This window comes from Streptomyces sp. NTD91 (assembly GCF_059510455.1).
In genome coordinates, this window is the sequence record NZ_JCAJZW010000032.1 from 40428 (window position 1) to 61155 (window position 20728).

Below are 20728 nucleotides of genomic sequence, written 5' to 3' on the forward strand. Positions count from 1 at the left end.
CCCAGGAACTCTCATGTCCGACACATCCGCCGCCCCGCGCGGTTCTCTCCCCCTCGGCACGCTCGTCGCCGGCTGTCTCGCCGTCTGCCTCGCGCAGATCGGACTTGCCATACCGGCCACCCTGAACGGACTGTTCCAGGAGCACCTCCACCCCGTCGGCTCCCAACTCACCTGGATCTCCGACGCGTTCCTGCTGCCCGTCGCCGTCCTCGAACTCTCCTTCGGGGTGCTCGGGGACCTCTTCGGCCGCAAGCAGCTCCTCGTCGGCGGCGCGGGGCTGCTGTGTGCGGGCGAGGCCGTCGCCGCAGGCGCCATCGGCATCCATCAGCTGTGGGTGGGGCAGGCCCTGGCCGGCCTCGGCGCCGCCGCGCTCTTCCCCACCTCGCTCGCCATGATCGCGGCCGGCACGCACACCGGTCCGCAGCGCGCCCGCGCCATCGCCGTATGGGCCTCCAGCCTGTCCGCGGGCGGATTCCTCGCCCCGCTGCTCGGCGGCATCACGGGCACCTACGGCTCCTGGCGGTCGGCGTTCGTGGTGGTGGCCGTGCTGGCCGCGGTCAGCGCCCTGGTCAGTCTCTGGCTTGCCACCAACTCCCGCTCCCCCGAGGGACGTTCACTCGACGTCGGCGGTCAGATCACCATCGGAGTGGGACTGTTCTCCCTGTTGTACGCCGTCATCCAGGGGCCTACGGACGGCTGGGGTTCGGGCCCCGTGGTCGTCGCGTTCGTGATCGCCGCGGTGTTCGTGGGCCTGTTCGTGGCCGCGGAGAGCCGGGCCCGCTCGCCCCTCCTGCGCCTGGACCTGTTCCGCAACCGCTCCTTCGCGATCGCGTCGGTCGTCGCGGTCGTGGGCATGTTCAGCTTCCTGGGCACGGCCTACGCGGCGAGCATCAGGCTCGGCCCCATCCAGCACCAGAGCCCGATGCGCACCGCCTTCGCGTTCCTGCTGCTCAACGGCATCACCCCGGTCCTCACCCCGCTGACCTCCCGGCTTCTGCACCGGCTGCCCGCGCGGGCGCTGCTCACCACCGGTCTCGCGCTGATCGCCGCAGGCGACTTCCTGGCCGCCGGGCTCGACGTCGGCGACCGGAACCTCACTTCGCTGATCCTGCCGCTCGGACTGGTCGGCGTCGGCTTCGCCTTCACGGTGTCGTCCATCACCGCGACCGCCGTCAACACCGTGCCGCTGCCGCTGGCCGGCATGGCGAGCGCGGCGACCAACCTGCTGCGCGACTTCGGCTTCACGCTCGGGCCCGCCGTCATCGGCGCGGTCGCGCTGAGCCAGGCGGCCTCCCGGGTGACGTCCTCATTGGCCACCTCGTCGTCCCTGAACGCCGGGTCGCGGGCGGCGGCGCACGAGGTGCTGAAGGAAGGCGGCCCCCTCTCCCTCAACTCCGTCCCCGCCGTCTCCCCGCCGGGCGCGGCCCGCGCCTACGCCCTCGACGCCCTCGGCCACGGCTACTCGATCGGCTTCGTGGTGTGCGGTTCGGCCGCCCTGTTCTCGGCCCTGCTGGCGGTGACGGCGCTGCGGGGGCGTGCGGCGGAGGAGAGCGGGGCGCCGACGGAGGAGGGGACCGAGCGGACCGCCCTGGCGACGGGGTGAGTCGTGCTCGCGGCTGCTCGGCGTCGTCACGTCGGCAGCGCGTCGGCACCGGCCTCTCGCGGCGGGTGCCCAAAACGACCGGAGCTCAGTGGGCGGGGCGGAACCGGAGCGCCGACCAGGTGTCGTCGATGGCGATCTGCCGCACGGGCCGCACGCCCCGCTCCGAGAGCGCGGCGACCAGGCTGTCGCGGTTCAGATCGGTGCCGAGCTCTCCACCCTTCGGGTAGGCCACCCAGGCGAGGGCATCCCGTCGCGCGGCGGCGAGCGCCGCCTGCGCGTCCGGGCCTTGAAGATCGCCCGAGGTGGTGACGAAGGCGAGGACCGCGTCGGCCGAGGCCGGGTCGTGAGCGGCCTCGGCCTCCAGGTAGAGGTCGTCGGGCCCGCCCAGGACCGCGACGCTCCGGCCGGGCTTGATCTGCAGCTTGTCGGTGACGGACACCCTGCCGATCCTGCCACAGATCCGTTCGCCGGGGCTGCGGCCGCCCGTCACGGCAGATCCGACGGCCCAAGGTCGGCGAACGCCGTCGTCGGTGCCGTCCGTCATGATCGGACGCACGGACCGGATCGACGCGTCCGCCGCGCTCCGCGCACGGGGCGCGGGTTCGCCGCGTCCGCCGCCCCGCAAGGGCGGGGCAGGGCTCTGAGCAGCTGGAACGGGGACACCTCCGCCGACGCTGAGCGCCGACAGCACGCGACTGCGGGCCTTCGGTCTGCTGCCGGAAACCCTCCGCGTTCTTTGGCCGGGGGGCTTTCGCGTTCCGCCGACCGGGGCGCCGGACGTACGAATGGCCGCTCCCCCCTGTCGACTTCCAGAGGAAACGGCCGTTCGTGGCAGGAGAACCGGTGGCTCAGCCGGCGGCTCGCGTCTCCGGCTCGGACTGCTGCCCGGTCTCCGGCTCGAAGCGCGCGTGGAACCGCCGGGTGTGGTCCACGTGGCGTTCCGGGCCGGTCAGGGTGACGGTCGCCGTCAGACGGGCATCGGCGCTGGAGGCCGCCAGACGCAGGTGCAGTTCGCCCGGTTCGACCACCCGCCGTCCGTCACGGCCCGTGAAGGAGGCGAGGTCGGCCGGCACGGTCACCCGCAGACGGCGGCTCTCACCGGGGGCCAGCGGAACCCGGGTGTAGCCGACGAGGCGCTGCACGGGCTGGACGACGGAGGCCACGGGGTCGTGCAGATAGAGCTGCACGACCTCGGTGCCGTGCCGTTCCCCGGTGTTGCGGACGGTGAAGGCGAGGGAGAACTCGCCACCGGTGCCCGTCTCCGCCTGGTCGACCGTCAGCTCGCCCCAGTCGAAGGACGTGTAGGACAAGCCGTGACCGAAGGCGAAGGCCGCTGTGGGGTCGATGTTGGAGACATCGCTGGCTTGCGCGAGCCGGGCGCCGAGGTAGGTGGAGGGCTGGGCACCGGAGCCGCGCGGCACACTGACGGGGAGCCGCCCGGACGGGTTGGTGCGACCGCTCAGCACGCCGGCGATCGCAGGGGTGCCTTCGGCGCCGGGGAAGAAGGACTGCACGAGGGCGGCCGCCTCGTCCACGGCGCGGCCGAGGGCGTAGGGCCGCCCGGTGAGCAGGACCGCGACGACCGGCGTGCCGCTGTCGAGCAGAGCGTCCAGCAGCTGCTGCTGGGCTCCCGGCAGGGTCAGCGATTCGCTGTCGCAGCCTTCGCCGCTGGTGCCGCGGCCGAAGAGGCCCGCGCGGTCTCCCAGGGCCGCGACGACGACGTCCGCCCCGCGCGCGGCGCGGACGGCCTCGTCGATGCCGGAGAGATCGCCGTCGTCGACACCGGTGCCGCGTACGACGGTGAACTCCGCGTCGGGGAACTCGCGCCGGAGGGCGTCGTACAGCGTCGGCAGGTCGACGCCGACCGGCGTCTCCGGGTGGTGCACGCCGACGTGCTGGGGGAAGGAGTAACAGCCCAGTACGGCCGTGGCCTCGGTCGCGTTGGGGCCGACCAGGGCGATGCGGCGCGGCCGGTCCAGGGGCAGGGTGCCGTCGTTGGCCAGGAGCACGACGGCTTCCTCGGCGACGGTCCGGGCCAGTTCTCGGTTGGCCGGCGAGTCCAGGTCGATGGTGCCGCGCAGCGTCTCCGGGGCGTCCGGGTCGGCTCCCGCGAGCGCGGCCGGGACGGGGTCCCAGTCGGCGTCGAGCAGACCGAGCCGGGCCTTCTGGGTGAGCACCCGGCGCAGCGCACGGTCGATGAGCGCCTCGGGCACCCGGCCCGCCGCGACAGCCTCCGCGAGGGGCGCGCCGAAGGCCTTCACGGTGGGCAGTTCCACGTCGACACCCGCGCGCAGGGCCGTGCCCGCGGCCTCGGCCCAGTCACCCGCGAGGCCGTGCAGGGTCTTGAGGAAGGCGATGCCGAAGTAGTCCGCGACGACCGTGCCGTCGAAGCCCCAGGTGTCGCGCAGCAGCCCGGTGAGCAGGCCCTCGTCGGCCGCCGAGGGCATCCCGTCGGTGTCGGTGTAGGCCTGCATGACGGAGTCGGCTCCGCCCTCGCGCAGCGCCATCTCGAAGGGCGGCAGGATGACGTCCGCCCGCTCGCGCGGGCCCATGCCGACGGGCGCGAGGTTGCGTCCGGCGCGGGAGGCGGAGTAGCCGGCGAAGTGCTTGAGGGTGGCGACGACGCCGGTGGACTGCAGGCCCTGTACGTAGGCGGTGCCGATGGTGCCGACCAGGTACGGGTCCTCTCCGATGGCTTCCTCGACGCGTCCCCAGCGTGCGTCGCGGACCACGTCGAGGACGGGTGCGAGGCCCTGGTGGACGCCGACGGACCACATGTCGCGGCCGATGGCGGCGGCCATCCGGCGGATCAGTCCGGGGTCGAAGGTGGCACCCCAGGACAGGGGCACGGGGTAGGCCGTGGCGCCCCAGGTGGCGAATCCGGCCAGGCACTCCTCGTGTGCCAGGGCGGGGATGCCGAAGCGGTTCGCCGCGGTGATCCGCTTCTGGGTGCGCGCAAGGGACAGCGCGCCGAGCGCGGGGTCGACGGGTGCCGTGCCGAACGGGCGGGTCAGCTGTCCCAGACCGGCGGGCAGAAGGGCGTCGAGGGCGACGGCCTCCTCCATGTCGTGCTGGTGGGGGGCGACTTCGCCGCCCTCGGCGGAGGCACCGACCCACACGCCGTACAGCTGGGCGATCTTCTCGTCCAGGGTCATCGCGTCGATCAGTGCGGACACTCGGACGGCGATGTCCTGGGTGGGGTCGTTCCAGAGAGGGGCTTCGGGGGTGGTCTCTACGGCCACGTTGGCGGTCACTTTCCTCCCACGCCCATCAGACCCTGGACGAGGGCCCTGCGGGCGAACAGGTAGACGAGCAGGACGGGCACCATCGACAGCATCACGGCTCCCAGCAGGCCGGGGATGTCGATGCCGTGTTCGGTCTGGAAGTTGTACAGACCCAGGGTGATCACCTTGGTGGAGTCGGACTGGGTCAGGACGAGGGGGAACAGGAAGCCGTTCCAGGCCTGGAGCGCGGAGAACACGACGATGGTGGACAGGCCGCCGCGCGAGAGCGGGACGACCAGCTGGAAGAACATCCGCCGCGGAGTCGCTCCGTCCACCGTCATGGCCTCGAACAGCTCCGGGGAGATGTCGCGCATGGCGCCGCTGAGGATCAGGGCCGACATCGGCAGGCAGAACGCGGCGGTGGGCAGGATGACGCCCAGGAGGTTGTCGTACAGGCCCGCTTCGCTGATCAGGTAGAACATCGGGACGATGACCGCCTGGGCGGGGATGGCCAGGCCCAGCAGGAAGAGCCGGAAGATCTGCGAGGTGACCCGGCTGCGGCTGCGGACGATCGCGTAGGCCAGCGGCGGCACGAGCAGCAGCACCACACCGACGACGCAGACGGTGACGATGATGGTGTTGAGGAAGTACCGGCCGAAGCCCGAGTCGAAGGCCGACGTGTAGTTGTGCGACGTGAAGTCGTGCGGGAAGGACAGGGGTCCGTTCTTGGCGTAGTCCTGCCGGGTGCGCAGGGTCGCCGCGAGCATCACGTACAGCGGCAGGCCCACGAGGACGAGCCAGACGATCGAGCCCGCTCCGGCCAGGTAGTTGGGGCGTCGCCTCATGAGACACCCTCCATGTCACTGCGCATCTTGTCGTAGCCGGAGACGCGGACGACGACCAGCGAGATGATCGTGGCCGCGACGACCAGGCAGAGCGCGATGGCCGAGCCCGCGCCGAAGTCGAAGCCCTGGAAGGCCTTCTGGTACATGTAGTAGGCGCTGATCGTGGTGTCGCTGCCGGGGCCGCCCTGGGTCAGGATGAGCACCGTCTCGAACGTGGTGAGCCCGCCGACGACCATGAGAATCATCGAGGTGATCATCGAGTTGCGCAGCTGGGGCAGGGTGATGTGGAAGAACTGGCGGTAGCGTCCCGCACCGTCGATCTCGGCCGCCTGGTAGAGCACCTGCGGCACGGCGCGGGCGGCGCCCTGATAGATCAGCGTGTGGAACGGGGTGAACTGCCAGGTGCTGACGAAGGCCAGCACCCCGATGGCGGTGGCCTGCTTGCCGAACAGATTGCCGTCCCCGAACAGCCAGGTCATCCGTGCGGGAATGCCGAAGTTCGGGTCGAGCAGCGCCCGCCAGAGCACCGACACCGCGGTGGAGGACAGCAGCAGCGGGACGAAGTAGATCGCCGACAGCACCGCGCGGTTGCGCTGGTGGCCGGCGGCCCACACACCGAGCACGATGCTCAGCGGTGTCTGCAGGACCACGCCCAGTGTGGTGAGCAGGAGGGTGAGCCAGATGCTCTTGATCATCACCGGGTCGTCGAGGATGCGGTTCCAGTTGTCCAGGCCGACGAACTCGGGGGACCCCAGGCCGTTCCAGCTCATGAAGGACAGCACCGCCACCACGACGAGCGGGACGATGGCGAAGAGGGTGAAGAAGACGGTCGCGGGCAGCGCCCACAGGAAGGTGGGGCGCGTGCCGCGGGCGGCGCGGGTGTCTTCCGGCCGGCGCCCGGCCCCCTTGGGGGCCGCGGCGGCGGGCGGAGCACTGGTGGTCTGTGTGCTCATGAGGGGTTTCACTTGGCAGGAAGGGCCTGCATGGCCTTGATGAAGCCGTCCGCGTCGATCTGTCCGTCGAAGAACTGCTGGACGGCCTGGTGGATGGGCGTCATGGCCGCCGGCGGGTAGGCCTGGTCCCAGGACAGCTGGAAGGACTTGGCCTTGGCGACGAGGTCGTACTGGAAGCGCGAGTACGCAGGGCTCGCCGACTGGCCGAGGAACTTCGGGGTGTTCGTCGTCGTCGGCAGGTTGCCGATGGACAGCTGGGCCTTGACGAACTCGTCCGAGTACATGAGCTTCAGGAACCTGGCGACGGCCTCGGGGTGCCTGGTCCGCTTCAGCACCGAGTAGAAGTTGTTGGTGTTGCCGACGACGTCCGAGTTGTCACCCTTGCCGCCCTGGATGGTCGGGAACGCGCTGTAGCCCAGCCCCTTGGCCGCGAACGCCTTCGCGTCCTGCTGCTGCTGTGCGTAGTACCAGGAACCCATCAGCTCGAAGCCGGCCTTGCCGGAGGCCACGAGCGCGGGCGAGGCGCCGTTGGTGTACTTCACCGAGTCGTAGTTCTTGCCGAAGGCCCCGGCGTCCACCAGCTGCTTGAGCATGCCGAGCGCCTTCTTGCTGTCCGCGCTGGCCCACGCCTCCTTGTCCCCGGCAAGGGCCTTCTGGAAGAGGTCCGGTCCGGCGACACGGTCGTAGACGTACTCGAACCACATCAGGGTCGGCCACTGGTCGCCACCGCCGAGGGCGATCGGTGTGACACCGGCGGACTTCAGCTTCTTCACCACGGCGAGCAGCTCGTCCCAGGTCTGGGGCGGCTTGACGCCCGCCTTGTCGAGCACGTTCTTGTTGTTGAACAGCAGGACCGGCTGGGTGCCGCGCATGGGGACGCCGTAGGGGTGGCCGTCGACGACGGCGCTGTTGAAGACGGCGGGCAGGAACTTGTCGTTCAGGTCGGGGTCCTTCTTGACGAAGTCGTCCAGCGGCATCAGCAGCCCGGCCTTGACGAACGGCTGGATGCTGCCGCCACCCCAGTTGAAGAAGATGTCGGGCGCCTTCGGAGTGCTGATGATCGTCTGCAGCTTCTGCTGGTAGTCGGCGCCGGGGATGGTGTCGAGGACGGCCTTGACGTCCGAGGTCTTGTTGAAGGTGTCGACGATCTGCTTCTCCACCTTGTTGCTGGCGTCCCCGTAGACGAGCACATGGATCTTGCCGTCGCTCGCGGAACCTCCCCCGCCGCTGTTCCCGCAGGCCGCGAGACTCGCCGAGAGAGCGAGTGCCGTGGCACAGACGAGCACCCGGGACATCCGTACACGCATTGATCATCCGCCTTCCGAAAATTTCGGCATCCTCGCCGAAAGTACTGCGGCTGGACAGTAGGCGCCCAGACGAGAATCGGTCAACGGTCGTGCACCCACGCGGCCAAACCGTTATCGGTGGCGCATGGCCTATGCTGCGGCCATGCACGAAGAAGACCAGGTGGCCCGCAGAGTCACGCTGGCGACCGTGGCCAGAGAAGCCGGCGTCTCACTTCCGACAGTTTCGAAGGTGCTCAACGGACGTTCGGATGTGTCGTCTGCGACCCGAGCCAAGATCGAGCGTCTGCTGGAGGTCCACGGCTACCGGCGGCGCACCCTGGGTGCGCCGCCCACGCCGCTCATCGAGATCGTCTTCCACGAGCTGGAGAGCGTCTGGGCCATGGAGCTCATCCGGGGCGTGGAGAACGTCGCCAAACAGCACAACGCGACCGTCGCGCTCACGGAGAGCGGGACCCGGCAGGCTCCCGGACCCGAGTGGATCGAGGGCGTGCTGCGCCGCCGGCCGCTCGGTGTGCTCCTGGTCTTCTCCACCCTTCCCGAAGACGTGAAGCGGCGACTCGTCTCCCGGGCCATTCCGTTCGTCATCGTGGACCCGGCCGGTGACCCCGACCCCGACGTCCCTTCCGTCGGCTCGGCCAACTGGGCCGGCGGGCTGGCCGCCACACGGCACCTCACGGACCGGGGCCACCGGCGCGTCGCGATCATCACCGGCCCCGAGGACCTGATGTGCTCGCTGGCCCGCCTGGACGGCTACCGCTCGGCGCTGGCGATGGCCGGAATCGACGCGGACCCTCAGCTGATACGTTTCGGCGACTTTCACGTCCAGGGCGGCTTCGAGCACGCGCTCGACCTGTTGAGGCGCCCGGACCGGCCCACGGCGGTCTTCGCCGGCAGCGACCTGCAGGCCCTCGGCGTCCTTGAGGCGGCACGGGTGCTGGGGCTCAGCGTGCCCGGAGAGCTGTCGGTGGTCGGGTACGACGACGTGCCGCCGGCCCAGTGGTCGAGCCCGCCGCTGACCACCGTCCAGCAGCCGCTCCAGCGCATGGCCGAGGAAGCGGCCCGTATGCTTCTGCAACCCAAGGACGCCAAGAAGTCCGCCTCGCGGATCGAGCTGGCCACCCACCTGGTCGTCCGGCAGAGCACCGCCCCGCCCGCGGGAGACTGACGCTCGCGAAAGTCTCGGTTCGAATATCCGATCCTTCAGGATGAACGGTGCCAGGGGTTCCGTTCGGATCAGCCCGGGTCCGCGACGCCCGGCAGGGTGCGCCTGGCCCGGTGTGTCGTGGACGGCGGGCGGCCCCTGCGGAGAGCCGCGGAACGCTTCCAGGTCGGCCGCACCACCGCAGACCGCTGGGCGAGCCGCTACCGGCAGCTGGGCGAGGCCGGGATGCGCGATCGCTCCGGCCGCCCGCACCAGAGCCCGCGCCAGACTCCTGCCTCGGTTCCCCCGCACAGCACCGATGCGGCCCATGACTGCCCGCTCCCGCACAGGACCTGTCCGTCATGCAGGAGGCCGGCAAGCCCCGACGGCCCCTGTCCGGGCCCTGCGAATCTCAACCAGCGCCCTTCAGGCGCCCGTCGGACATGGCGCGCCGTGCCCACCACCGACCGGACGGCCCCCCGGCGGACATCCGGCGTCCGCGCACCCACCAGAACAGCACCACCGAACACAGCGCCGCGAGCGCACACCAGGTCGACACGAACTCCAGTCGCCACAGCGTCCAGCACACCGCAGCGCCCGCGGAGACCAGGATGCCCAGCACGAACAGCCGCCGGTCGCCGGACAGCAGCAAGGAGCCCACCGTGGCCAGCAGATAGCCGACGACGAGCGGCACGACGGGCGTGACGTGCAGGGCGTATCCGACGGTGTGCCCGCGGATCTCGGCCGTCACCGGGTCGCCGGCGAGGCCGTGGGCCAGCAGTACGGCCGTCACCGCCCCCGCGGCGAGCGGGAGTACCAGCCGCGGCCGGGCGTGCGGCGGGGCCACACACATCACGCCCGTCGGGACCCAGGCCGCCGCCACCGGCAGCGCGATGACGGCCCAGGCGAGGGTCGCGGGGCCGCTGCCTCCGCCCGAGCGCCAGACCACCGACTCCACGATCTGGTGGGCACCCAGCAGCAACGGCAATGCCGCCAGCGGCAGTTCACGGACGCTGCGCACCAGCGCCACGCATGCCGTCCCGACCGCCGCGATCGCGCTGCCCGCCACGAGATCGGCCGTCGCACTCCAGCACATCCACGCCACCCAGGGGTCCGCCACGGGCCTTCCGGCTCTGTCGCCGACCACGGTACGTCCTTCTGCCACGGGCTCCGATGATGATTGACTTGCCCCGGCCCTCGGGCCACCACCCGGCCCGGCAGTCAGGAGGACTCCGCACCATGAGCAGCGGCTACGCGTACGAGTACAAGGTCGTCACCTTCCGGGAGTCGCTGATCGGCGACGCCCTGGACAGCGACAAGCTGGAGAAGGTCCTCAACAAGCACGCGGAGGACGGCTGGGGCCTGAAGGCCATCACCTCCGCCGACGTCAAGGGCCGTATAGGACCCGGAGCCGTCGAGGGACTGCTGCTCACCTTCGAGCGCCCGCGACAGTGACGTCCGCTCGGCCGGCCGGACTCGTGACGCCCCCGTGCCGGGACAACGCGCAGCCACGGACGCCCCGCGGTCTGCGCACCGGACCGGGCGTTCTGCTCGAAGACACGCCCTGGTCCATGTGAGACTGTGGTGGCAGGAATCCCGCCTGCGGACACGGTCGACGCGATGGATCTCAGGGACCTGGCCGGCAACCGCGGGGGCGATCCGTTCGGCATCACGGCTGCCGCCGTCGCCCTCGTGGACGTACACGGCCTGATCCGCTACTGGAGCCGGAAGGCGGAAGAACTCCTCGGGTATCCGGCGTCCGGAGTGCTGGGGCAGCCGGCTGCGTCCCTGCTCACCGGCGAGCGCTCACCCGCCTCCGTACTCGCCGCGGCCCAGCGGCTCGGAGAGGGCTGGGAGGGGCTGATCACCGCACGTCACCGCGGGGGCCACCCCGTCGAACTGGCCCTGCGGGTGTGTCCGCTGAGCGCCGAGCACGGCTCCGGCTGGCTCGCCGTGGCATGCGACGCCTCCGACGCACGCCGGTGGGCACTCGACCAGGCGGTGAAGCGCGGCCTGCTGGAGGAGTCGCCGATCGGCATCGCCGTTCTCGACGGTGAGCTGCGCTTCCAGTGGGTGAACCAGGTGCTGGCCGCCATGGAGGGGCTGCCCGCCGACCTCGCAGTCCCACATACGGCGGGGTCCTCGGGTCCGGAACAAGTGCCCTCGGCCGTGGACTGGCAGGCACGCCAGGCGCTGATCTCGGGGCGGGACACGCCGACCGTGGAGCACGTGCCGCCCCCGCACGGCAGATCCCGGCGCAACGCGCAGAGCCACCTCAGGCTCCGCTCCTCCTTCCCGCTGAAGGACCTCGACGGCAAGACGCTCGGCGTGTGCCACACCGCCGTGGACTTCACCGCCCAGGACCGGGCACGCCAGCGGCTCGCCCTCGTCAACGAGGCCGCGCAGCGCATCGGCACGACCCTGGACCTCGACCGCACGGTGCAGGAACTCACCGAGGTGCTGGTGCCGCAGCTCGCCGACTTCGCGGCCATCGACCTCTTCCAGGGCGTCCTCGCGGCCCGGGACCTCACCCCGGGACCCGTCACCGGCGGCCCTCTCCAGCGGGCCGCGCACATGTCGATCCACGAGGAGCTGCCGGAAGCGATCGTTCCCATCGGGGGGCCCTCCGAGTATCCGGCCAAGTCCCCGCAGCGACGGTGCCTCACCACCGGCCGGCCGATCCTCGATCCGGTGCTGGACCCGACGACGTGGTGGCTGGCCGACGACCCGCAGCGCGTGTCCAAGATCATCGGTCTTGGCGTGCACAGTCACCTGGTGGTGCCGCTCCGGGCCCGGGGTGTGACGATGGGGGTGGTCACGCTGCTGCGCTGGGAGAACCCCGGCCCCTTCGACGAGGACGATCTGCTGCTGGTGGAGGAGCTGGTGGCGCGCGCGGCGGTGTGCGTGGACAACGCCCGGCGGTTCGTCCGCGAGCACAACGCCGCCCTCGCCCTCCAGACCAGTCTCCTGCCCCCCGATCTGCCAGGCCACTGCGCCGTCGAGGTCGCCTACCGCTATCTGCCGGCCGACCCCGAGGCCGGTGTGGGCGGCGACTGGTTCGACGTCATCCCGCTGTCCGGCGCCCGCATAGCCCTGGTCGTCGGGGACGTGGTCGGCCACGGCATCCACGCCGCGGCCAGCATGGGCCGGCTGCGCGCGGCCGTACAGACACTGGCCGACATGGACCTGCCGCCCGACGAGCTTCTCGCCCGCGTCGACGACCTCGTCCTGCGTCTGGCCGACGAGGCGGAAGCGGCCGAGCACGGGCCGATGGTGATCGGCGCGACCTGCGTCTACGCGGTCTACGACCCGATCTCACGGAGACTCGATGTGGCGCGTGCCGGACACCCCACTCCCGCCATCGCCCACCTCAGCGAGCCGGTCGAACTGCCCGACATCCCCGCCGGTCCCCCGCTGGGACTGGGTGGACTGCCCTTCGAGTCGGCCGAGATGGAACTGGAGGAGGGCAGTGTCGTCGCCCTCTACACCGACGGTCTGATCGAGGCCTCGGACCGCGATGTCGACGTCGGCTTCGAACGGCTCTGCTTCGCCCTGGCCCACCCCGACCGGCCGCTGGAGGAGATCTGCGACACGATGGTCCGCATCCTCCTGCCGGACCGTCCGCACGACGACGTGGCCTTCCTCATCGCCCGGACGCGCGCGCTCTCACCCGACCAAGTGGCCTCCTGGGCGGTGCCGTCCGATCCATGGGCGGTGCACGAGGCACGTGACAGCACCGCCCGACAACTGGCCGCGTGGGGACTTGAGGACCTCGCCTTCACCACCGAGCTGATCGTCAGCGAGCTGATCACGAACGCCATCACGCACGCGTGCGGACCGATCGGCCTGCGCCTGATCCACGAACGGACGCTGATCTGCGAGGTGTCGGACGCCAGCAACACCTCACCTCGTCTGCGCCGCGCCCGCACCACCGACGAAGGCGGGCGGGGCCTCTTCCTCGTCGCACAGCTCGCCCAGCGCTGGGGCACGCGCTACACCGCCACGGGCAAGACCATCTGGGCGGAGCAGCAAGTGCCGGGCGGCGCGCCCTGCTGAGCCAACCGGCGGCATGCCGCGCAGGACGTTCCCCACCGAAGACCTCCCCTTCGGCGAGGGGCGAACGGCCCGGCCGCCGCTACCGCGTCCGCTTCGCCTGTACGTACGACAGCCATGGCCGCACATCGCCGTGCCCGACCAGCTCGAAGCCGGCGTCCGTGACCAGGGGGCCCAGCAGATCGACCCGGTGGTGCGCCATGGCGGGACCGGCCCCGCCGTGCACCAGACGCCGACCGATCCCGCTCTTCGGCGGACGGAACTCCGCGACCAGCAACCGCCCGCCGGGCCGCAGGACGCGGTGCATCTCCCGCAGGGCCGTGGGCCGCAGCTCCTGCGGCAGGTGGTGCAGCATCAGGCTGGTCACGACCGTGTCGAAGGCGGCGTCCGGGAACTCGAGTGCTTCGGCGACGCCCTCCTGGTAGTCGCAGCGCGCGCTGTCCGGGCGCCGACTCCTGCCGCGGGCGTACTCCAGGACCGGCGGTGAGGGGTCCACGCCGGTCACCGCGCCGTCCGGACCGACGCGGGCGGCCATGTACCGGGTCAGGAAGCCGGTACCGCAGCCCACGTCCAGGACGCGGTCGCCCGGTGCGGCGCCGCTCAGCTGCGCGAGGCGGGAGAAGGCACGGCCACGGCGGCCGGCGAAGCATACGGCGCCGAAGAGTTCGTACGCCCGCGGGGTCCCGATGGTCACGCCGGGCGTGTCCGCGTGTGGTGTGCCGTGCATGAGGTGTCCGAGGGGCATGGCTCTCCTCCATAACTTAGTCACGACTAAGTGCGCGTCCAACTTAGTTCCGACTAAGAAAAACGGCAAGAGGGAATACGATGATCGATGTGACCGAGCCCCGACCCCGTCCGCGCACCCGCCTGAGCGCCGCGGAGCGCCGCGCCTCGATCCTCGCCGCTGCCACCGAGGTCTTCTCCGAGACCGGCTACCAGCGCGGCAAGGTGTCCGACATCGCCCGACGGGTCGGCGTCACCGAGCCCGTCGTCTTCCAGAACTTCGGCTCCAAGTCCGCGCTGTACCGGGCGGTCCTGGACCATGCCACCGACGCGGTCTCCGCACTCCTGCACCGTGCGGCCGACGCGGGCCGTCCGGTCCCCGAGGTGCTGGCCGGGTTCCTGGACCCCGCCCACATGGAGCACTTCCACCGGCCCGGCTCCCACGGGTTCCTCTTCGCCGACGCCACCGCCCTGGCTCACGACCCGGACCTCGGCGAGGCGCTCCGCCAGGTCCACCGGCATCTCGCCGACACGCTCACCGACCTGCTCCGCCGCGGCCAGGCCGCCGGCGACGTGCGCGACGACGTCGAGCCGCATTCCGCCGCCTGGTGGCTCGTCTCACTCCTGGCCGGGCGCTCCTTCCGCGCCGCCGTCGTGCCGGACCGCGACACCGTCGAGGCGGACCTGACCCGGCTGGCCCTGCAGTCCCTCCTGCCCCAGCCGTCCGGCACCCCGGCCGACGAGTGAGGGCACCCGTCGACGACCGGCCCCGGCGCGGACACTGAGTACCATCACCTCCTTCGCTATGACGATGATTCATTGATTCATCCTTGCTTTTCAAGGATTCTGACTGCCTTCTGTCAACTTTGGAAAGATCCTGCTTTATTCATTGACACCAAAAAAGAACCTCTCTAAGTTTCCGGCCATGCGCTCGGCCCCCTCCCACGAGGCGGCCCCGGCCATGACGCCGGCGGCCTCCCTGGTATTCACCACGCTGCTCTCCCACGGTCCGCTCACCAGAGCCGAGGTGGGACGGCGCACCAAGCTCTCTCCGGCCGCCGTCACCAAGGCGGTCCGTCCGCTGATGGAGCTCGGCTATCTGGTCGAGGGCGTGGACGAGGGCGCGCGGCCCGCGGTCGGGCGACCGGCCAGTCTGGTGTGGGTGGACGCGGGCACGGCGTTGTTCATCGGGATCAAGGTGACGGGCGACGAGATCATCGCCGTACTGGCCGACCTGTGCTGCCGTATCCGGCTCTCCCGGCACGTACGGCTCACGGGCCGCGAGCCGGAGGCGGTGCTCCCCGTCCTCACCGGGCTGGTACAGGAGTTGCTCACGGAGGCCGACGGATTCGGCGTGCGGGTACGCGGGCTGGGCATCGCGATCTCCGGCGATGTGGACCGGGCGGAGGGTGTGGTGCGCTATTCGCCGTTCCTGGAGTGGCGGGACGTACCACTCGCCGAGATCGCCGCCACCGCGACCGGGCTGCCGGTCACGGTCGACAACGACGTGCGGGCCCTCACGGTCGCCGAGCACTGGTTCGGCGCCGGCGTCGGCCTCAGCGACTTCGCCCTGGTGACCGTGGGCGCCGGCATCGGCTGCGGCCTGGTGGTGCACGGGCAGGTCGTGTCGGGGGCCCACGGTGTGGCCGGTGAGATCGGGCATCTCTCGCTCGATCCGCGCGGCCCGCTCTGCCACTGCGGCAACCGGGGATGCGTGGAGGCCATCGCGGCGGACCCGGCGATCCTCCGCGCCGTACGCTCGGTCACGGGCAGGCCGGTGGCCGACGCGGCCGAGGCACTGGACCTGGCACGCGGCGAGGACCCCGCCGTCAGAGGGATCTACGCACGAGCCGGTGAGGCCGTCGGCAAGGCCATCGGATTCCTGGTCAACATCCTCGGACCCGAGCGGGTGGTCATCTCCGGCGAGGGCCTGGCCGCCTACGACCTGGTCGCCGACGGCATCCGGGAGGCGTTCGCCGCGTCCGCCTTCGACACCGCCGCACACTGCGACGTGGTGACACGTCCCCTGCCCTTCGAGGAATGGGCCCGCGGGGCCGCGGCCACCGCCATCCAGTCGTTCATGGCATCGGGCATGCAGGAGGAGCAGCGATGACGCGGAAGAGCCGCCGCGCGCGGGCCGCCGAACCGCCCGCACCCCGAAGGGCGTTCCCGGGACCGCCCGGCGCCGGGCCGCCGCCCCGTCCCCTCATCGGCTCGCGAAAGAGCTGATCCGCCCGTCCGACACACAGGCGGCCGGCGCCACGTCCGTCTGCCGGAGGCTTCACCACGCGTCCACCTGCACGGAAGAACGCCCGTCCCCACCGGGTACCACCGCACGACCCCGCACCCCCTCACAGGAGGCGACCCATGCGGTCCCCGTTCAGAACCCTCCCGGGCCTCCCCCCGACGTACCGTCGGAGCGCTGCTCGTCCTCGCCGTCACCGCCGGACTCGCCTCGGCGGTCCCGGCCGCCGCGTCCGGCTCCCCGGGCCGCACCGCCGCCCCGGCTCTGGCCACCTCCGCCGACGATGCCGGATCCGGCCCAGCCGCCAGGCCGTACATGGGCTGGTCGAGCTGGAGCATGCAGTCCTCCCGGTACCCGGGCCTGAACCCTGACGGCAACTACAGCTACCTCACCGAGGCGAACGTCCTGAAACAGGCGGACGCCCTCGCCACCACGCTGAAGAAGTACGGCTACGACTACGTCAACATCGACGCCGGCTGGTGGATGGACAAGAGCTGGACGTCCGAGTTCGACCGGTACGGCCGGCAGACACCCGACCCGGTGCGGTTCCCGCACGGCATGAAGTCCGTCGCCGACCACATCCACTCCCAGGGCCTGAAGGCCGGCATCTATCTGCCCGTAGGCCTGGAGAAGGGCGCGTACGGCGACGGCAGGACACCCATCTGGAACGCACCCGGCTGCACCACGGCGGACGTCGTCTACCCGGATCTGCGCACCACCAACGGCTGGGACAGCGCCTACAAGCTGGACTTCGACAACCCGTGCGCGCAGAAGTACATCGACTCGCAGGCGCGGATGCTCGCAGACTGGGGCTACGACTTCCTCAAACTGGACGGTGTGGGCCCCGGTTCGTTCAAGTCGGGCGACAACTACAACAACGTCGCGGACGTCGCCGCCTGGCACCGGGCCATCGCCGCGACCGGCCGCCCCATCCACCTCGAGCTGTCCTGGTCGCTCGACATCGGACACGCCGCCGACTGGAAGAAGTACTCCAACGGCTGGCGCATCGACACCGATGTCGAGTGCTACTGCAACACCCTGGTCACCTGGCAGAACTCGGTCGACGACCGCTGGAACGACGCGCCCGCCTGGAGCCACGAGGCGGGTCCCGGCGGCTGGAACGACCTCGACGCGCTCGACGTCGGCAACGGCGCCATGGACGGCCTCACCAACGCCGAGCGCCAGAGCTACATGACGCTGTGGGCCATCAGCAAGTCGCCCCTGTTCACCGGTGACGACCTCACCGAGCTGGACGATTACGGCCTCTCGCTGCTGACCAACCGGGAGGTCATCGCGGTCGACCAGAACGACTCGCCCGTCGCCCGTCCCGTCACCCCGCTCGGCGACCAGCAGGTCTGGGGAACCAGGAACGCCGACGGCACCTACACCGTCGCCCTGTTCAACCTCGGTACCTCCTCGGCCTCCGTCACCGCCGACTGGGCGTCCTTCGGCTTCACCGGGGCCGCCTCCGTGCGCGACCTGTGGAACCACCAGGATCTGGGGACGCACCGGAACAGGATCACCGCGACGCTGCCCGCACACGGCTCCCGGCTGTTCACCGTCAAACCCGGCGGCACGCCCCTGGCGACCACGCGCTACGAGGCCGAGTCCGCCGACAACACCCTGACCGGCAACGCCTCCGTCGCCGGATGCGACGCGTGCTCCGGCGGCAAGAAGGTCGGCAACCTCTACCTCGACAGCAAGCTGCAGTTCAACGACATCACCGTGAAGAAGGACGGCATCTACACCGTCGACGTCGGCTATGTCAGCGGCGATCCCCGCTCGGTCACCGTCTACTCCAACAGCGGCAACGGCACCAGTCTGCGGTTCCCCTCCACCGGCGACTGGAGCACCGTGGACACCGTCAGCGTCCAGCTGGCGCTGAAGGCGGGCACCAACACCGTCACGTTCGACAGCGGCTGGGACTACTCCCCCGACATCGACCGGATCGACGTACCCAAGTCCGCCTGACCCCACGCACGCGGGCCCGCCGGCGACACACGCACCGGGCCCGCGTGCACCCGAGGTCGCCCACGCGTGTCCTGCCGGCCTCAGCCCCCGGCATCCCCACCGTACTGGCCCCACCCGACGCCCGACGGTCCCCGTGTCCGTCGTCTCCCCGCACGCGCCTTTCCCCCGACATGGAGTGCACCCGTGGACACCGAGCACACCGGATCGCGCGACACCCACCCGAGCCGCAGGGGCTTTCTGACTCTCGCCGCCACTGGCGGCGCGGCCGCCGCCCTCGGCGGTCTGCCCGCTTTCACCGCATCCGCGGCCCCCGTCCGCCCCACCGCCTCGCCACTGCTGTCCGCGGCCGCAGCCGCGAAGAACCAGCTGTGGTGGCAGGCCCCCGCCTCCCCCACCTCGATGATCCAGCAGGGCCTGCCGGTGGGGAACGGGCGCCTCGGAGCGCTCGTGAGCAATGACCCCGCCACCGAACTGCTCAGGATCACCGACTCGACCCTGTGGACCGGCGGCCTCAACGACACGCTGCAGAGCGACGGCCAATTCCCCTACGGTCGCGACGACTTCGGCTCCCTGACCCTGCTGGCCGAGCTCACCGTGGACGTCCCCGGCCACGACCTGGGCGCGGTCGACGGCTACCGCCGCTCGCTGGACCTGGCCCAGGGGCTCGTCAGCGCCTCGTACGAGCTGTCCGGCGTCACCTACCGGCGGCAGATCTTCGCCAGCCGCCCGGACGACGTCATCGTCCTGTACTTCTCCCAGCAGGGCGGCGGCACCTACACCGGTACGGTCTCCCTCGCCGGCGCCCACGGCGAGACCGTCAGCGCCGACCGCGCCGGGCGCCACGCCTCGTTCGGCGCGTCCTTCGCCAACGGGCTGAAGTACGGCGCCGCCGTCACGGCCCGCAGCAGCGACGGCCAGGTCTGCGTCGACGGTACGTCGGTCTCCTTCAAGGGCTGCAAGGACCTCACCGTCGTGGTCAGCGGCGGCACCGACTACGCGCCCGACGCGGCCGCCGGATTCCGCGACCCGTCCGTCGACCCGGAGCGCCTGGCCCGCACCAAAGTCCTGGACGCGGCCGGCCACTGCGCGACCACCCTGCTGCACACCCATGTCGCCGACTTCCGGCCGCTCTTCGAGCAGTTGGACATCGACCTCGGCACGTCGTCCGCCGCGCAGCGCGCGCTGGACACCTGGCAACGAGTGCAGGCCCGCTACCGGGACGACGTACCCGATCCCGAACTCGAGGCGGCCTACCTGCAGTTCGGCCGCTACCTGATGATCTCCGGATCGCGCGGCAGCCTCCCCATGGGGCTTCAGGGGCCCTGGCTGGACGGCATCGCCCCGGACTGGATGGGCGACTACCACACCGACATCAACGTCCAGATGAACTACTGGACCGCCGACCGCGCCGGCCTGTCCGGCTGCTTCGACGCCTTCGCCGACTACTGTCTGGCCCAGCTGCCGTGCTGGACGCACGTCACCCAGCGGCTGTTCAACTCGCCGGCCAACAGGTACCGCAACTCCAGCGGGAAGATCGCCGGCTGGACCCTCGCGATCTCCACCAACCCCTACGGCGGGGGCGGCTGGTGGTGGCATCCGGCCGGCAACGCCTGGATCTGCCAGAGCCTCTTCGAACACTACGAATACACCCAGGACCACGCCTACCTCGAGAAGGTGTACCCCCTCCTCAAGGGTGCCGTGGAGTTCTGGGAGGCCCGCCTCCTCACCACCACCGTCACCGACGCGTCCGGAGCGTCGCGCGAGGTCCTCATCGCCGACAGCGACTGGTCACCCGAGCAGGGACCGCTGGACGCCAAGGGCATCACCTACGCCCAGGAACTGGTCTGGAACCTCTTCGGCAACTACCACACCGCGACCCGGGTACTGGGCCGGGACATCTCCTACAGCGCGACCGTCGACGGCCTGCGGGAGCGTCTCTACCTGCCGGTGGTCAGCCCCAGGACCGGCTGGCTGGAGGAGTGGATGTCGCCCGACAACCTCGGCGATACCACACACCGGCATCTCTCCCCGCTCATCGGCCTGTTCCCCGGAGACCGGATCCGCCCGGACGACTCCACTCCGAAGGACATCCTCGCCGGCGCGACGGCCCTGCTCACCGCCCGCGGCATGAACAGCTACGGCTGGTCCAACGCCTGGCGCAGCCTGTGCTGGTCGCGCCTGAAGAACGCGGAGAAGGCGTACCAGCTCGTCGTCACCAACCTGAAGCCGTCGGTCGGTGGCGGCAACGGCACCGCACCGAACCTGTTCGACATCATGGACATGGGGCAGGGCCGGGGCATCTTCCAGATCGACGCGAACTTCGGCACGCCCTCCGCGATGATCGAGATGCTGGTGTACTCGCGGCCGGGACACGTCGAGTTGCTGCCCGCGCTGCCCGCCGCCTGGGCGGCCTCCGGCTCGGTGTCCGGCGTCGGAGTCCGCGGCGGCTTCGTCGCCGACCTCAGATGGAAGAACGGCAGGGTCACCCAGGTGACGCTGAGGAGCGTCGGCGGCCGTGACACGACCGTCTTCGCGAACGGCACCTCGCGCAAGGTCAGTCTCCGGCCAGGTGAGTCCGTCACGCTGGGCAGCTTCGGCTGAGACCGGTTCCCGTCGCCCCGACGTCCGCGCCACGGGGCATGACTTCGTCGGGCGGCACCGGG

Annotated in this window: 15 protein-coding genes and 1 pseudogene; 9 read left to right on the forward strand and 7 right to left on the reverse strand. The window is 70.9% G+C overall.

Annotated elements, in window-relative coordinates:
- Window positions 1–13 precede the first annotated feature (13 nt).
- Complete coding sequence (locus AC5WRT_RS27585; protein ID WP_496096750.1) at window positions 14–1603, forward strand: MFS transporter; 1590 nt, start codon at window positions 14–16, stop codon at window positions 1601–1603.
- Between the two features lie 85 nt (window positions 1604–1688).
- Here the strand turns inward: AC5WRT_RS27585 and AC5WRT_RS27590 are convergent, their stop codons facing one another.
- From AC5WRT_RS27590 to AC5WRT_RS27610, 5 genes are all read right to left on the reverse strand, one after another.
- Complete coding sequence (locus tag AC5WRT_RS27590; RefSeq protein ID WP_496096751.1) at window positions 1689–2042, reverse strand: hypothetical protein; 354 nt, start codon at window positions 2040–2042, stop codon at window positions 1689–1691.
- Between the two features lie 409 nt (window positions 2043–2451).
- Entirely contained in the window at window positions 2452–4857 is a 2406-nt protein-coding gene (locus tag AC5WRT_RS27595) for a beta-xylosidase/alpha-l-arabinosidase (RefSeq protein ID WP_496096752.1), read from the reverse strand.
- On the reverse strand, window positions 4854–5672 hold the full coding sequence (locus AC5WRT_RS27600; RefSeq protein WP_496096753.1) for a carbohydrate ABC transporter permease: 819 nt from the start codon (window positions 5670–5672) through the stop codon (window positions 4854–4856). The genes AC5WRT_RS27595 and AC5WRT_RS27600 overlap by 4 nt, the downstream gene beginning before the upstream one ends.
- Entirely contained in the window at window positions 5669–6625 is a 957-nt protein-coding gene (locus tag AC5WRT_RS27605) for a carbohydrate ABC transporter permease (protein WP_496096754.1), read from the reverse strand. Before AC5WRT_RS27605 ends, AC5WRT_RS27600 begins: the two co-directional genes overlap by 4 nt.
- Before the next feature lie 8 nt (window positions 6626–6633).
- Complete coding sequence (locus tag AC5WRT_RS27610; RefSeq protein ID WP_496096755.1) at window positions 6634–7932, reverse strand: ABC transporter substrate-binding protein; 1299 nt, start codon at window positions 7930–7932, stop codon at window positions 6634–6636.
- 142 nt (window positions 7933–8074) lie between these two features.
- On the opposite strand from AC5WRT_RS27610, the gene AC5WRT_RS27615 reads away from it, so the two are divergent.
- Together AC5WRT_RS27615 and AC5WRT_RS27620 are read left to right on the forward strand one after the other, a co-directional pair.
- Entirely contained in the window at window positions 8075–9097 is a 1023-nt protein-coding gene (locus tag AC5WRT_RS27615) for a LacI family DNA-binding transcriptional regulator (protein WP_496096756.1), read from the forward strand.
- A 30-nt stretch (window positions 9098–9127) separates the two neighbouring features.
- Window positions 9128–9367, forward strand: a pseudogene (locus AC5WRT_RS27620) (helix-turn-helix domain-containing protein); the annotation flags it as partial.
- Between the two features lie 118 nt (window positions 9368–9485).
- Here AC5WRT_RS27620 and AC5WRT_RS27625 read toward each other — a convergent pair.
- Window positions 9486–10169 carry a DUF6629 family protein gene (locus tag AC5WRT_RS27625; protein ID WP_496096794.1) on the reverse strand — a complete coding sequence of 228 codons (684 nt, stop codon included), beginning with the start codon at window positions 10167–10169 and terminating at the stop codon, window positions 9486–9488.
- A 143-nt stretch (window positions 10170–10312) separates the two neighbouring features.
- On the opposite strand from AC5WRT_RS27625, the gene AC5WRT_RS27630 reads away from it, so the two are divergent.
- Complete coding sequence (locus AC5WRT_RS27630; protein ID WP_055703870.1) at window positions 10313–10528, forward strand: DUF4177 domain-containing protein; 216 nt, start codon at window positions 10313–10315, stop codon at window positions 10526–10528.
- Between the two features lie 165 nt (window positions 10529–10693).
- Window positions 10694–13129 (forward strand): SpoIIE family protein phosphatase, encoded by a 2436-nt coding sequence (locus AC5WRT_RS27635; RefSeq protein ID WP_496096757.1) that lies wholly within the window; start codon window positions 10694–10696, stop codon window positions 13127–13129.
- 79 nt (window positions 13130–13208) lie between these two features.
- Here the strand turns inward: AC5WRT_RS27635 and AC5WRT_RS27640 are convergent, their stop codons facing one another.
- Window positions 13209–13871, reverse strand: coding sequence for a class I SAM-dependent methyltransferase (locus AC5WRT_RS27640; protein WP_496096758.1), 663 nt, complete (start codon window positions 13869–13871; stop codon window positions 13209–13211).
- 89 nt (window positions 13872–13960) lie between these two features.
- Here AC5WRT_RS27640 and AC5WRT_RS27645 point away from each other — a divergent pair, with 89 nt between their 5' ends.
- The 4 genes from AC5WRT_RS27645 to AC5WRT_RS27660 all read left to right on the forward strand — a co-directional run bounded on the left by AC5WRT_RS27645 (window position 13961) and on the right by AC5WRT_RS27660 (window position 20666).
- Window positions 13961–14596: a TetR/AcrR family transcriptional regulator gene (locus AC5WRT_RS27645; protein ID WP_496096759.1), complete on the forward strand. Its 636-nt coding sequence runs from the start codon at window positions 13961–13963 to the stop codon at window positions 14594–14596.
- A gap of 178 nt (window positions 14597–14774) precedes the next feature.
- On the forward strand, window positions 14775–15962 hold the full coding sequence (locus tag AC5WRT_RS27650; protein ID WP_496100702.1) for an ROK family protein: 1188 nt from the start codon (window positions 14775–14777) through the stop codon (window positions 15960–15962).
- A 309-nt stretch (window positions 15963–16271) separates the two neighbouring features.
- Window positions 16272–18065, forward strand: a complete 1794-nt coding sequence (locus tag AC5WRT_RS27655) for an alpha-galactosidase D (RefSeq protein ID WP_496100715.1) — start codon at window positions 16272–16274, stop codon at window positions 18063–18065.
- Window positions 18066–18248: 183 nt separating this feature from the next.
- Window positions 18249–20666: a glycosyl hydrolase family 95 catalytic domain-containing protein gene (locus AC5WRT_RS27660; RefSeq protein WP_496096762.1), complete on the forward strand. Its 2418-nt coding sequence runs from the start codon at window positions 18249–18251 to the stop codon at window positions 20664–20666.
- Window positions 20667–20728 lie beyond the last annotated feature (62 nt).

Coding starts and splice junctions, on each gene's coding strand:
- AC5WRT_RS27610 (WP_496096755.1), bottom strand. CDS start 7,932: ATGCGTGTACGGATGTCCCGGGTGCTCGTCTGTGCCACGGCACTCGCT.
- AC5WRT_RS27600 (WP_496096753.1), bottom strand. CDS start 5,672: ATGAGGCGACGCCCCAACTACCTGGCCGGAGCGGGCTCGATCGTCTGG.
- AC5WRT_RS27640 (WP_496096758.1), bottom strand. CDS start 13,871: ATGCCCCTCGGACACCTCATGCACGGCACACCACACGCGGACACGCCC.
- AC5WRT_RS27605 (WP_496096754.1), bottom strand. CDS start 6,625: ATGAGCACACAGACCACCAGTGCTCCGCCCGCCGCCGCGGCCCCCAAG.
- AC5WRT_RS27585 (WP_496096750.1), top strand. CDS start 14: ATGTCCGACACATCCGCCGCCCCGCGCGGTTCTCTCCCCCTCGGCACG.
- AC5WRT_RS27630 (WP_055703870.1), top strand. CDS start 10,313: ATGAGCAGCGGCTACGCGTACGAGTACAAGGTCGTCACCTTCCGGGAG.
- AC5WRT_RS27625 (WP_496096794.1), bottom strand. CDS start 10,169: ATGTGCTGGAGTGCGACGGCCGATCTCGTGGCGGGCAGCGCGATCGCG.
- AC5WRT_RS27635 (WP_496096757.1), top strand. CDS start 10,694: ATGGATCTCAGGGACCTGGCCGGCAACCGCGGGGGCGATCCGTTCGGC.
- AC5WRT_RS27615 (WP_496096756.1), top strand. CDS start 8,075: ATGCACGAAGAAGACCAGGTGGCCCGCAGAGTCACGCTGGCGACCGTG.
- AC5WRT_RS27650 (WP_496100702.1), top strand. CDS start 14,775: ATGCGCTCGGCCCCCTCCCACGAGGCGGCCCCGGCCATGACGCCGGCG.